Raw genomic sequence first — 13,101 nt, forward strand, 5'->3', positions numbered from 1 at the left:
ACTACTTCCTCCCGAGCAGCAGGCGGGCCTCGCCCACCGTGATGACCGAACCGGTGACCAGGACTCCGGCGCCGCCGAGGTCCTCCTCCTCGGCCAGGGTGACGGCCGCCTCGATGGCGTCGTCCAGCCGGGGCTCGACCTGGACCCGTTCCTCGCCGAAGATCTCCACGGCCAGCGCGGCCAGGTCGTCCACCGGCATCGCGCGGTGGGTGGAGTTCTGGGTGATGACCACCTCGGCCAGGACCGGCTCGAAGACCTCCAGCAGACCGGAGACGTCCTTGTCGCCGCTGGTGGCGATCACGCCGACCAGCTTGGTGAAGCCGAAGGACTCGCCGAGCGCGGCGACGGTCGCCTCGGCGCCGTGCGGGTTGTGCGCCGCGTCCAGGACCACGGTGGGGCTGCGGCGGACGACCTCGAGCCGGCCCGGCGAGCGGACCCCGGCGAAGGCGTCGCGCACCTTGTCCGGGTTCAGGTTGCCGCCGCCCGCGCCACCGACACCGAAGAACGCCTCGACGGCCGCCAGCGCCAGGACCGCGTTGTGCGCCTGGTAGGCGCCGTGCAGCGGCAGGAAGATCTCCTCGTACTCGTAGCCACCGAGACCGCGCAGCGTCACCATCTGCCCGCCGACGGCGACCTCACGGTGGATCACGCCGAACTCCATGCCCTCGCGGGCCACCGTGGCATCCACCTCGACGGCGCGCCGCAGGATGGTCTCGGCGGCGTCCAGCGGCTGCTGGGCGACCACGGCGAGCGCGTTTTGCTTGATGATCCCGGACTTCTCGACCGCGATCTCGCCGGTGGTCTCGCCCAGCTTGTCGGTGTGGTCGAGGCCGATCGGAGTGATCACCGAGACGGCGGCGTCGATCACGTTGGTGGCGTCCCAGGAGCCGCCCATGCCGACCTCGACGATGGCCACGTCCACCGGGGCGTCCGCGAAGGCAGCGTAGGCCATGCCGGTCAGCACCTCGAAGAAGGACATCGCCACCGGCTGCTGGGCGTCGACCATCTGCACGTAGGGCTCGATGTCGCGGTAGGTCTCGACGAACTTCTCGGCGGTGATCGGTTCGCCGTCCAGACTGATCCGCTCGGTGACGGACTCCACGTGCGGACTGGTGTAGCGGCCGGTGCGCAGGTCGAAGGTGGTGAGCAGCTGCTCGATCATCCGGGCGGTGGAGGTCTTGCCGTTGGTGCCGGTGATGTGGATCGAGGGGTAGGAGCGCTGCGGCTGGCCGAGGATGTCCATCAGCGCCTCGATCCGGTCGAGCGAGGGCTCCAGCTTGTTCTCCGGCCAGCGCTTGGCCAGCTCGACCTCCACCTCGCGCAGTCCGGCCGCCGGGTCGGCGGGGTCGCTGCTGGTGGGGCGGATCGTGTACGGGTTCTGCTCGGCCTTGTCGCTCACGCCCTCAGTCTACGGAGCGACGGGGCTGGCGTCGGAGCGGGATACGGCCGGGCGGGCCGTGACGGGCTGGTGCCCGCGCTCCACCGCGGCGGCACGGGATTGATCGTTCAGCGCGGATTCATCACCTGATGTCGCTTTCTGTCGGGAGTCCCGAGGGCCATCGGGTGCTCGACGGGCGCCCCCGGGCACGGGACCCCATGCCCTGGCGCGCACCCGGTCACCGGTCTTGACAGTGGAATTGAGTCCGAGCACGGTGAACGCCGCGCTCGGACTTCCTCGCCTCCGGTGCCGGCTGCGGCTCCTTCAAGCCGAGGCAGACCTGGCCGGGGATCGGCGGCGCGATGCCCTGGTCCACCAACTGGGATGCGAGCGACGGCGGACAGATCGCCGGCTCCGTCGGCAGCCACCTGCACGCCGTGCCGTAGCGCCGGCTCCCGGTCAGTACCGCCGGGCCTCCGGAGCACCGGAGGCCCGGCCGGTCCGGTCGCCGTGCCGCCCCCTCAGCTCGGCCACCACCTGCTCGACCTCCCTCGGCGGCAGCAGCGGCAGCATCATCGCCACCGCCTGCAGCAGCCCGCCCAGCAGGTAGGTGGTGTCGGCCGTGGACGCCACCAGCGCCCGCACCGCCGCGACATCGCTCGAGCCGACCGCCTCGATCAACCGGGCCGCGCCCACGGCGTCCTCGTCCACCGCGACCGCCCCGGTGTCCGCCGGAGCCCGCCGGACCAGTGCCCGCAGCACCCGGTCGCCCACCTGGGGCGCGTACGCCTTGCGGACCGCCTCGGCGGCGACCCACACCAGCAGCGTGGTCACCTCGCGTTCGGCCCCGTCGTCCAGAAGGCAGTCGAGTTCGTGGTCGAATGCGAGCTGATTGCCGTGCCGGAAGGCGAGCAACAGGGTCGCCACACGGGACTTGGCTGCCTCGACCTCCTCCGCGGACAGCTCGTCGGCCAACTCCTCGGTCACCACCACGCCGTGCCCTCCCGTCAGTCGCAACACGAACTCCCTGGACTTCTGCTCACCGTACACAGTGCACCTGCAAAATTCGGTGAACTCGCTCAGGTAACAGGCGCGGAGGAACAAACCTGGGACAACACGACTTCCGAGCGGCCGCAATACCCTGGAATGGGCCGGGTATCGGGGCCAATTACGCGGCAGTTCAGACGCGGATCGCCGCCACCATCGGCTCCTCGCTCCGGCACCGCGCACCCCTCCACGACAGCCCGCCGCCCGGATCCGGTGGCACCGTCCAGCACACGGACCATCACGCCCGGCTGGGTGCCGTCTTCGCCGCCACGCCGACGCCGAGGACCCCGCCGGTCTTCCGGTCCGCCACGGCGACGGAGGCTCATTGAGCACAATCCCCTTGCCACGCAGGTGGACCAGCATGCCGCCGGTTCCGAGGTCGATGCCAATGCCGGTCCGTGTCCGCGCCGCACACTCGTCATTGGCGGCCGCCCGTTCCGCCGTTTCCGCCTCTTCGCGCACATCCGGACATCCGGCTTCGGGGCATGGGCGCGTGAGGAATTCGACCGAACGGGTTATCAGGAACTCTGCCAGTGCTGCCGAATGACGCCCCGGGATCAAATGCCTTAAGCGCCTGGGGCTTTAGTCCCCCCCTGTCGTCAACTCGCCGGCCGGGTAAGCACCGAGGGCCGCACCGCCCGCCGGTTCGGCGGGTGGTGCGGCCCTCGACGGGTGCGGGTGGCGGATCAGCCCTGCGGCAGCGCGGCCAACTGGGCGGTGATCCGGGCGATGTCGGCCTCGGCGGCAGCCTGGCGGGCCCGGATCTTGGCGACCACGTCGTCCGGGGCCTTGGCCAGGAAGGCCTCGTTGCCGAGCTTGCCGGAGGTCTGCGCCTTCTCCTTCTCGGCCGCCGCGAGGTCCTTGGCCAGGCGCTTGCGCTCGGCCGCGACGTCGATGGTGCCGGAGAGGTCGAGGGCGACGGTGGCACCGGCGACCGGCAGCGAGGCGGTGGCGTGGAAGCCGTCCTCCGGCACGGTCAGGCGCAGCAGCGAGCGGATCGCGTCCTCGTGCGCGACCAGGACGGTACCGGCCAGCTCCAGTTGGGCCGGGACGCGCTGACCGGGCTTGAGGCCCTGGTCCGAACGGAACCGGCGGACCTCGGTGACCACCTGCTGCAGCGTGGCGATCTCCGCCTCGGCGTCCGCGTCGCGGAAGCCGCTGTCCTTCGGCCACTCGGTGACCACCAGGGACTCGGCGCCGGTGAGCGTGGTCCACAGGGTGTCGGTGACGAACGGGACGATGGGGTGGAGCAGCCGCAGCGTGACGTCCAGGACCTCGCCGAGGACCCGGCGCGAGGCGTCGGCCTGCGCGCCGCCCTTGGCCAGGGTGGTCTTGGAGAGCTCGACGTACCAGTCGAACACCTCGTCCCAGGCGAAGTGGAACAGGGTGTCGCTGAGCTTGGCGAACTGGTAGTCGTCGTAGAGCGCGTCCACCTCGGCGACGGTCGCGTTCAGGCGCGACAGGATCCACCGGTCGGCGGCCGTCAGCTGCTCGGCGGGCGGCAGCTCGCCAGCGACCGTGGCGCCGTTCATCAGCGCGAAGCGGGTGGCGTTCCAGATCTTGTTGCAGAAGTTCCGCGAGCCCTGGACCCAGTCCTCGCCGATCGGCACGTCGGCGCCCGGGTTGGCACCGCGCGCCAGGGTGAACCGGACGGCGTCGGCACCGTAGGCGTCCATCCAGTCCAGCGGGTCGACCACGTTGCCGAAGGACTTGGACATCTTCTTGCCGCGCTCGTCACGGACCAGGCCGGTGAGCGCGATGGTGTGGAACGGCGCCTGGCCGTCCATCGCGTACAGGCCGAACATCATCATCCGGGCGACCCAGAAGAAGATGATGTCGTGGCCGGTGAGCAGGACGTCGGTGGCGTAGAACTTCTCCAGGTCCGGAGTCTGCTCGGGCCAGCCCAGCGTGGAGAACGGCCACAGGCCGCTGGAGAACCAGGTGTCCAGGACGTCCTGGTCCTGGTGCCAGCCCTCGCCGCTCGGCGGCTCCTCGTTCGGGCCGACGCAGACCACCTCGCCGTCCGGCCCGTACCAGACCGGGATCCGGTGGCCCCACCACAGCTGGCGCGAGATGCACCAGTCGTGCATGTTGTCGACCCAGGAGAAGTAGCGGCCCTCGAGCTCCTTGGGGTGGATCTGCACCCGGCCGTCGCGGACGGCGGCGGCCGCCTCGCGGGCCAGCGGCTCGACCTTGACCCACCACTGCAGGGACAGCCGCGGCTCGACCACGGTCTTGCAGCGCGAGCAGTGGCCGACCGCGTGCATGTAGGGGCGCTTCTCGGCGACGATGCGCCCCTGCTCCCGCAGGGCGCCGACGACGGCGGAGCGGGCCTCCAGGCGGTCCAGGCCGAGGAAGGGGCCGTGGACGGTGATCAGACCGTGCTCGTCCATCACCGTCAGCGACGGCAGGTTGTGGCGCTGGCCGATGGCGAAGTCGTTCGGGTCGTGTGCCGGGGTCACCTTGACGGCGCCGGTGCCGAACTCCGGGTCGACGTGCTCGTCGGCGACGACCGGGATCTCACGGTTCGTCAGCGGCAGCTTGATGGTGCGGCCGATCAGGTGCTGGTACCGCTCGTCGTCGGGGTGGACGGCCACGGCGGTGTCGCCCAGCATGGTCTCGGCCCGGGTGGTGGCGACGATGATCGAGTCCTCGCCCTCCCCGTAGCGGATGGAGACCAGCTCGCCGGGGACCTCCTCGTGCTCGACCTCGATGTCGGAGAGCGCGGTGAGGCAGCGCGGGCACCAGTTGATGATGCGCTCGGCGCGGTAGATCAGGCCGTCGTCGAACAGCCGCTTGAAGATCGTCTGGACGGCCTTGGAGAGGCCCTCGTCCATGGTGAAGCGCTCACGGGACCAGTCGACACCGTCGCCGAGCCGGCGCATCTGGCCGAGGATCTTGCCGCCGTACTCCTCCTTCCACTGCCAGACCTTCTCGACGAAGGCCTCGCGGCCGAGGTCGTGGCGCGAGAGGTTGGACTCGGCGAGCTGCTGCTCCACCTTGTTCTGGGTGGCGATGCCGGCGTGGTCCATACCGGGCAGCCAGAGCGTCTCGTAACCCTGCATTCGCTTACGGCGGGTCAGCGCGTCCATCAGCGTGTGCTGGAACGCGTGGCCCAGGTGCAGCGAACCGGTGACGTTCGGCGGCGGAATGACGATGGTGTACGCGGGCTTGTCGCTCTTCGCGTCGGCGGTGAAGTAACCGCGGTCTACCCAGCGCTCGTACAGCTCGCCCTCTACCTCGGCCGGAGCATAGGTCGTCGGGAGGGTGGCTGCGTTGTCCCCGGGAATGGCGTCGGGGCGCTGGTTCGTCGTGTCGGTCACGACGCACAGTTTACGTACGGCGGGAGGTGCCTTACTAACGCATTGCTGGCGAGCCACTCCGACGGGCTGACACTCCGGTACGGTACCGTGCCCGGTACTCGTGCACCCATTTGTACGAGTACCGGTACGACAGACACACGCCACAACACAGGCCGCGGACGCGGTGGGGGAGAGCGAAGCCGATGTACGGCCAAGGGCAGCAGTATCCACAGGGCCAGCCGCAGCAGCCGTACGGGCAGCCGCCGCAGTACGGCCAGCCGCCGGCACCGCAGTACGGCGCGCCGCAGCAGCCGCAGTACGGGGCGCCCCAGCCGCCGCAGTACGGGCAGCAGCCGTACGGCGCACCGCAGCCGCCGATCGGCTACCAGCAGCCGGCCCCGCAGCAGAAGGGCAGCACCGGCCTGATCGTCGGCCTGGTGATCGGCGCGGTGGTGCTGGTCGGTGGCGGCCTCGGCGCGTACGCGCTGATGGGCGACAAGAACGGCGGCGGGGGCGGCGGCTCCACCGCGGGCCAGTACAAGATCTCCGCGCCGGCCAGCCTGCCCGGCGGCTACGTCCAGAAGTCCGCCACCGACGCACCGGCCGACCCGTCGAAGGCCCCCGCGGGCTTCACCTCGGTGGACGGTGCCATGGCCGCCTCGTACAACAAGAACGGGTCCCCCACCGACGTGATCGGCCTCGCCGGTTCCTGGGGCAAGATCTCGGACCCGGACGCGGTCATGACCGCGATGAGCGGCCAGATGACCGCCAAGGTCGCCAACGGGGCGACCTGGAAGACGCCGATCGCTCCCGTGGACGCCAAGGACGCCAAGGACCCGGGCGGCAAGCTCTCCTGCGGCGTGATGGGCAGCAGCACCGGCAACATGGAGATTCCGGTCTGCCTCTGGGTCAACCACTCCACCATGGGCTCGGTCACCTTCACCCACATCTCGCTGACCGACAAGGTGCAGCCCCTCTCGCCCTCCGAAGCGGCGGACCAGGCCCGCGCCATCCGTGACGCGGCGGTCGTCGCCAAGTAGCGCTCCCACGGCCGGCCACCCGTCTCACCGACCCGAAGGCGATCTCCGCGTGTCCGAGCGCAACCCCTTCGCCGCGCCGCCGTCCGACGGTCCGCCCCGGCCCGGCGCCCCCGACTGGGGTGCGCCCGGCTGGGCCGCGCCGGTGCCGCCGAAGAAGTCCCGCAAGGTGCTGTGGACCGTGCTCGGCATGCTGGGCGGCGTGGCGCTGCTCGGCGGCGGCGCGGTGGTGTACTTCGTCGCCGAGGTGGCGTCGAAGACCGGCAACCACCGCGTCGCGCTGCCCGACGACTTCCACGGGATGAAGCGGGACGACGACGCCCCGGTGGCCCGGAAGCTCAGTGCGGACACCACCGCGGCGGCCGGGGGCAACTCCGGCACCTGGCACCCGGTCAGCGCGGTCTACCACGATGGTGGCTCGCACAAAGCCCTGCTGGTGTGGGGAGGTTGGGGCGATCTGCTGCTCCCTGACCAGCGTCAGGACTCCGTCCTCAGGCACCTGGGAGCCACCGACCGGCGCAGCTTCGACCCCGGCCCGCTCGGCGGCCGGCTGGACTGCGCCCATCACAACTCCGGTTCCGGGGAGGCCTTCTGCGTCTGGGCCGACGGCAGCAGCCTGGTCACCGTGACGGAGTTCGACGGCGGCCCGGAGACGGACCTGGACGGGCTCGCCGCCGACACCCGGGAGCTGCGTCAACTCGCCGAGATCAGGAAGTAGTTCGGGCAGCGCGAAGGGGCCCCGCCGATCGCTCGGCGGGGCCCCTTCGCGGTGTCTCAGGCGCTCTTGTCGCGGCGCTCGCGCTTGATCATGTCGCGCGGGACCAGAGTCGGGATGGCGTGCTTGGAGACCACGTCACCGGTCACGACCACGCGGGCGACGTCCTGACGCGAGGGCACCTCGTACATCACGGACATCAGCACCTCCTCCATGATCGCCCGAAGTCCGCGAGCGCCGGTACCCCGCAGGATCGCCTGGTCGGCGATGGCCTCCAGCGCGTCCCGGGTGAACTCCAGCTCCACGCCGTCCAGTTCGAAGAGCTTGCGGTACTGCTTGACCAGCGCGTTCTTCGGCTCGGTGAGGATCTGCAGCAGCGCCTCGCGGTCCAGGTTGTGCACGCTGGTGATCACCGGCAGGCGGCCGATGAACTCGGGGATCATCCCGAACTTCACCAGGTCCTCGGGCATCACCTGGCGGAAGTGGTCGCTTGCGTCCAGCTCCCGCTTGGAGCGGATGTTGGCACCGAAGCCGATGCCCTTGGCGCCCGCCCGGCCCTCGATGATCCGCTCCAGACCGGCGAACGCACCGCCCACGATGAACAGCACGTTGGTGGTGTCGATCTGGATGAACTCCTGATGCGGGTGCTTGCGGCCGCCCTGCGGGGGCACCGAGGCGGTGGTGCCCTCCAGGATCTTCAGCAGTGCCTGCTGCACGCCCTCACCGGAGACGTCGCGGGTGATCGACGGGTTCTCGCTCTTGCGGGCGACCTTGTCGATCTCGTCGATGTAGATGATCCCGGTCTCGGCCTTCTTGACGTCGTAGTCGGCCGCCTGGATCAGCTTCAGCAGGATGTTCTCGACGTCCTCGCCGACGTAGCCGGCCTCGGTGAGCGCGGTGGCGTCGGCGATCGCGAACGGCACGTTCAGCATCCGGGCCAGGGTCTGCGCCAGCAGCGTCTTTCCGGAGCCGGTCGGACCGAGCAGCAGGATGTTGGACTTGGCCAGCTCGATCGCGTCCTCACGGCCGTTGCCGCCGCTGCGGCCGGCCTCGCCCGCCTGGACCCGCTTGTAGTGGTTGTATACCGCGACGGACAGCGCCTTCTTCGCCAGGTCCTGGCCGACCACGTACTGGTCGAGGAACTCGTAGATCTCGCGCGGCTTCGGGAGCTCCTCGAACCGCACCTCGGAGCTCTCCGCGAGCTCCTCCTCGATGATCTCGTTACACAGGTCGATGCACTCATCGCAGATGTACACGCCTGGCCCGGCGATCAGCTTCTTCACCTGCTTCTGCGACTTGCCGCAGAACGAGCACTTGAGCAGGTCGCCACCGTCTCCGATGCGTGCCACGAGGTGCTTCCCCTTCGCCAGGGGCCCCGCGGGGGTCCGGGGCCTGGTGCTGTGGACCGGCTGCGCCGTCGGCGTCCGGTCTCGGTATCCGACGGTACTCTGCTGAGCCGGTGAATCCGCCGACTTCGACAGCTCTGCCCTACGCCCTGGGCGAATTGATACCGAACAGATGCCGTCTCGCGGGCATGACGCCCGCAATAGATTGTGCCGGGCCCGGGGCCCGTCCGGAACAGAACGAGAGCGGGGCGTGCGTCACTCCCCGCCCTTCGCTTCCGGTCGCTGCCGCCCGGTGCCGACGCCGCTCGGCCCCTCGCCCGCCACCGGGCAGGGCTCCCCCGGCCGCCGGGCCGGAGGTGCCCCCGGCCCGGCGGCCGGGGCGAGGAGCCCTCGTCGCCCGTCGCCCGCCCCGTACGCGGCGGAGCCGTCCGCGGGCCGCGGCCCACCGGAGCCGCGCCGTGCGCCCCGCCGGAGCTGCCGAGGTCAGTCGGTCAGCGAGGTCTTGCGGGTCGAGATGATCTGGTCGATCAGGCCGTACTCCAGGGCCTCCTCGGCCGTCAGGATCTTGTCGCGCTCGATGTCGTCGCGGACCTGCTGGGTGTCCTTGTTGGAGTGCTTGGCCAGCATCTCCTCCAGCTGCTCGCGCATCCGGAAGATCTCCTTGGCCTGGATCTCCAGGTCGGACACCTGGCCGCGGCCGGTCTCGGTGTACGGCTGGTGGATCAGGATCCGGGCGTTCGGCAGCGCCATCCGCTTGCCGGGCGTACCGGCGGCCAGCAGCACCGCGGCGGCGGAGGCCGCCTGGCCCATGCAGACCGTGGTGATGTCCGGCTTCACGTACTGCATCGTGTCGTAGATGGCCGTCAGCGCGGTGAAGGAGCCGCCGGGCGAGTTGATGTACATCTGGATCTCGCGGTCCGGGTCCATCGACTCCAGGCAGAGCAGCTGGGCCATGATGTCGTTGGCCGAGACGTCGTCCACCTGCGAGCCGAGGAAGATGATGCGCTCCTCGAACAGCTTGGCGTACGGGTCGTACTCGCGGATGCCCTGCGAGGTGCGCTCGACGAAGCGGGGGACGATGTAGCGGCCCTCGGCGCGCATGTCCTCCACACGCGCCTTGGCGCTGGACAGGCTGGGGATGTTCATAAGGTTATGGTCCTCCGAAGCGTGCGGTCTGGGGTCTGCTGCCGGCGTCAGGCGCTCAGGCCGGCGCCGGTGCCGCCGCCGCCGGGGACGTCCGCGGCGCTGTGCATGATCTCGTCGATCAGACCGTACTCCTTGGCCTCCTCGGGCGTGAACCAGCGGTCACGGTCGGAGTCCGCGGTGACCCTCTCGAAGCTCTGGCCGCTGTGGAAGGCGATCAGCTCGGACATCCGCTTCTTGGTGCGCAGCAGCTGCTCGGCCTGGATGCGGATGTCGGTGGCGGAACCGCCGAGACCGGCGGAGGGCTGGTGCATCAGGATGTTGGCGTTCGGCAGCGAGAAGCGCTTGCCCCTGGCGCCGGCGGTGAGCAGGAACTGGCCCATCGAGGCCGCCATGCCCATCGCGATCGTCACCACGTCGTTCTTGATGTACTGCATGGTGTCGTAGATCGCCATGCCGGCCGAGATCGAGCCGCCTGGGGAGTTGATGTAGAGGAAGATGTCCTTGTCCGGGTCAGCGGCCAGGAGCAGCAGCTGGGCCGTGATCTTGTTGGCGATGTCGTCGTCGACCTGCTGGCCGAGGAAGATGATGCGCTCGTTGAGCAGCCGGTTGTAGACCTGGTCCCCCAGGCCACCGAGCACGTCACCAGCGGCGGCGTGCGGCGCCATGAGGCCAGGCATCTGCATCTGCGGGAACGTCACTTAGCCACCTGCTCAGTTGAATTGGACGGACCGCGGAGCAGCCGTCGCTTGTCGCAGTTTCACTGCGTGGATGTCGCTGTCTAAGGACCCTAACGCCCAGGCCGGGCCACGGAATCCCCCACGCAGAACTGTTCGCTGTGAGCGCAGGGTCAGCATTCGAAAGCAGCGAGCCCGGGCACCTTCCGGTACCCGGGCTCGCCGTCGGCCACTACTCGCTGACTCAGGCTTCGGTGCTCTCGGCAGCGCCCTCGTCCTCGGCGCCCTCGTCCTCGGCGTCGTCGAAGGTGACGACCTCACCGTTGGTGTCCTTGACGGTGGCGGCCTCGACCACGGTGGCCAGCGCCTTGCCGCGGGCGACCTCGCCGACCAGCAGCGGAACCTGGCCGCCCTGGACGACCTGCTGGGCGAACTGGTCCGGGGTGAGGCCCGAACCGGCGGCGCGGCGGATCAGGTGCTCGGTGAGCTCCTCCTGGTTGACGCCGAGCTCCTCCTTCGCCACGATCGCGTCGAGCACGAACTGGGTCTTGATGCCCTTCTTCGCCTGCTCCTCGGTCTCCGCCAGGAACTCCTCCATGGTCTTGCCCTGGGTGGCGAGGTAGGTGTCCAGGTTCAGACCCATGGGCTCCAGCTGGTGGTGCTCCAGGTTGTGGCGGCGGGTCTCGACCTCGTCCTTGAGGAGCTTGGCCGGGTACTCCATCTCGACCAGCTTCAGCAGCTCGTCCAGGACGCGCTCCTGGGCCTGGGTGGCCTGGTCGAACTCGCGCATGCGCTCCAGGCGCTTGCGGGAGTCCTCCTTCAGCTCGTCCAGGGTGTCGAACTCGCTGGCCAGCTGGGCGAACTCGTCGTCCAGCGCCGGGAGCTCCTTCTCCTGGACGGTCTTCACGGTGACGGTGACGTCGGAGCTCTTGCCGGCCTGGGTGCCGCCCTTGAGCTCGGTGGTGAAGGTCTTGGACTCACCGGCGGACAGGCCAGTGACGGCCTCGTCGATGCCGTCCAGCAGGCGGCCGGAGCCGATCTCGTAGCTGACGTCGGAGGCGGTGCCGTCCTCCGGAACCTCACCGTCGACCTTGGCCTCCAGGTCGACGATCACGACGTCGCCCTCGGCGGCGGCACGCTCGACGTCCTTGACCGAGGAGAAGCGCTCGCGCAGCTGCTCCAGGGACTTCTCGACGTCGGCGTCCTCGACCACGATCGGGTCGACCTCGACCTCGATGGTGGAGAAGTCCGGCAGGGTGATCTCCGGGCGGATGTCGACCTCGGCGGTGAACTTCAGGTCGCCACCGTCGGCGATCCGCTCGACACCCTCGATGTCGGTGATCTCGGGCTGGCCGAGGACCTCAATCTTGCCCTCGTCGACGGCCTGCGTGTAGAAGCGCGGCAGGGCGTCGTTGACCGCCTCCTCCAGCACGGCGGCGCGGCCGAAGCGCTGGTCGATGACGCGGGCCGGGATCTTGCCCTTACGGAAGCCCGGGACCGTGACCTGCTGGTTGATCTTCTTGTACGCCGCGTCGAGGCTGGGCTTGAGCTCCTCGAAGGGCACCTCGACGGTGAGTCGAACCCGGGTCGGGTTCAGAGTCTCGACGGCGCTCTTCACGGTTGGGTCTCCTAAGGGCTTGCGGTCAGGTTGTCTCCGCCCGTCCGGCTCATCCGGCACGGGCGAGACGGGCGATGGGCGGTTGGGGCTGCATCTCCCGTACATGGTGGACGGTGAGCGTGACTCCTCGCCCTCAGGCGGTCGACCTGGGCGTATGCACAGGCACTACCGGCCAGCGGCCCATCCTACCGGTACCACGAAAGGCGGACGCCAGGCCCGCCCGCGATCAGCGCGCCGCCGCCCGATCGGGCGCCGCCTTGGCGGGTCCGGGTTCGGCGGCGCGCAAGACGGCACCTGGCCCGACACGTCGTCAACTCGAAGTCGACGACGGCGGCTTCGACTGAGTGGTCGTCGGAAAAAGCCAACAGGGCCCCGTCCGCTGACGAGACCCTGCCGCACTGTCGGGGTGACCGGATTCGAACCGACGACCTTCCGCTCCCAAAGCGGACGCGCTACCAAACTGCGCCACACCCCGTGGTGCCGAGAGGAAGCGTACACGTCGGTCGGGCCGCGCTCGCCGCTATATCGAGAGCCCGCCGGACATGCCCGGAACCGGAAGCAGTGTGCAAGCAACCGACCGAACCAGGTAGGCTGACCCCGTCCTCGTGACCGACGAGTCTTCGGGGGCGTCGTATGCTCACATGCGGCATGCGGGTGTAGCTCAATGGTAGAGCCCCAGTCTTCCAAACTGGTCACGCGAGTTCGATTCTCGTCACCCGCTCCAGACACTTCGGCCCCGGGGGGGGGGGGGGGGGGGGGGGGGGGGGGGGGGGGGGGGGGGGGGGGGGGGGGGGGGGGGCGTGGCGAAAAAATGGCGGGGCAACCAAGGAAATAGAGG

Annotated in this window: 9 protein-coding genes and 2 tRNA genes; 3 read left to right on the forward strand and 8 right to left on the reverse strand. The window is 69.6% G+C overall.

The features are described from left to right. Position 1: 1 nt before the first annotated feature. The 3 genes from folC to ACZ5ON_RS23215 all read right to left on the reverse strand — a co-directional run bounded on the left by folC (position 2) and on the right by ACZ5ON_RS23215 (position 5,748). Entirely contained in the window at positions 2 to 1,399 is a 1,398-nt protein-coding gene (gene folC, locus ACZ5ON_RS23205; protein ID WP_465595813.1) for a bifunctional tetrahydrofolate synthase/dihydrofolate synthase, read from the reverse strand. Positions 1,400 to 1,837: 438 nt separating this feature from the next. Next, positions 1,838 to 2,395, reverse strand: coding sequence for a hypothetical protein (locus ACZ5ON_RS23210; protein ID WP_465595816.1), 558 nt, complete (start codon positions 2,393 to 2,395; stop codon positions 1,838 to 1,840). A gap of 716 nt (positions 2,396 to 3,111) precedes the next feature. After that, positions 3,112 to 5,748 carry a valine--tRNA ligase gene (locus ACZ5ON_RS23215; protein WP_465595819.1) on the reverse strand — a complete coding sequence of 879 codons (2,637 nt, stop codon included), beginning with the start codon at positions 5,746 to 5,748 and terminating at the stop codon, positions 3,112 to 3,114. Between the two features lie 182 nt (positions 5,749 to 5,930). Between ACZ5ON_RS23215 and ACZ5ON_RS23220 the strand changes: the two genes are divergently transcribed. Both ACZ5ON_RS23220 and ACZ5ON_RS23225 read left to right on the forward strand, forming a co-directional pair. After that, complete coding sequence (locus tag ACZ5ON_RS23220) at positions 5,931 to 6,767, forward strand: hypothetical protein (RefSeq protein ID WP_465595822.1); 837 nt, start codon at positions 5,931 to 5,933, stop codon at positions 6,765 to 6,767. 49 nt (positions 6,768 to 6,816) lie between these two features. Continuing rightward, the gene (locus ACZ5ON_RS23225) at positions 6,817 to 7,482 is read left to right on the forward strand and encodes a hypothetical protein (RefSeq protein WP_465595825.1); all 666 of its coding nucleotides are present in this window, start codon (positions 6,817 to 6,819) and stop codon (positions 7,480 to 7,482) included. A gap of 56 nt (positions 7,483 to 7,538) precedes the next feature. On the opposite strand, the gene clpX is transcribed toward ACZ5ON_RS23225, so the two are convergent. The 5 genes from clpX to ACZ5ON_RS23250 form a co-directional block, all read right to left on the reverse strand. Further along, positions 7,539 to 8,828, reverse strand: coding sequence for an ATP-dependent Clp protease ATP-binding subunit ClpX (gene clpX, locus ACZ5ON_RS23230; RefSeq protein WP_344638442.1), 1,290 nt, complete (start codon positions 8,826 to 8,828; stop codon positions 7,539 to 7,541). Between the two features lie 480 nt (positions 8,829 to 9,308). After that, positions 9,309 to 9,971, reverse strand: a complete 663-nt coding sequence (locus tag ACZ5ON_RS23235; protein WP_465595828.1) for an ATP-dependent Clp protease proteolytic subunit — start codon at positions 9,969 to 9,971, stop codon at positions 9,309 to 9,311. Positions 9,972 to 10,018: 47 nt separating this feature from the next. Next, a complete protein-coding gene (locus ACZ5ON_RS23240) occupies positions 10,019 to 10,648 on the reverse strand; it encodes an ATP-dependent Clp protease proteolytic subunit (RefSeq protein WP_465595936.1) in 630 nt (209 codons plus the stop codon). Positions 10,649 to 10,889: 241 nt separating this feature from the next. Then, positions 10,890 to 12,263 (reverse strand): trigger factor, encoded by a 1,374-nt coding sequence (gene tig / locus ACZ5ON_RS23245; protein ID WP_465595831.1) that lies wholly within the window; start codon positions 12,261 to 12,263, stop codon positions 10,890 to 10,892. A 401-nt stretch (positions 12,264 to 12,664) separates the two neighbouring features. Next, positions 12,665 to 12,738 (reverse strand) — tRNA-Pro (locus tag ACZ5ON_RS23250). A 175-nt stretch (positions 12,739 to 12,913) separates the two neighbouring features. On the opposite strand from ACZ5ON_RS23250, the gene ACZ5ON_RS23255 reads away from it, so the two are divergent. Continuing rightward, positions 12,914 to 12,987 (forward strand) — tRNA-Gly (locus tag ACZ5ON_RS23255). The last annotated feature ends 114 nt before the right edge of the window (positions 12,988 to 13,101 follow it).

This window comes from Kitasatospora sp. NPDC032150 (assembly GCF_055579945.1).

Coding starts and splice junctions, on each gene's coding strand:
- ACZ5ON_RS23235 (WP_465595828.1), bottom strand. CDS start 9,971: ATGAACATCCCCAGCCTGTCCAGCGCCAAGGCGCGTGTGGAGGACATG.
- ACZ5ON_RS23240 (WP_465595936.1), bottom strand. CDS start 10,648: ATGCCTGGCCTCATGGCGCCGCACGCCGCCGCTGGTGACGTGCTCGGT.
- ACZ5ON_RS23220 (WP_465595822.1), top strand. CDS start 5,931: ATGTACGGCCAAGGGCAGCAGTATCCACAGGGCCAGCCGCAGCAGCCG.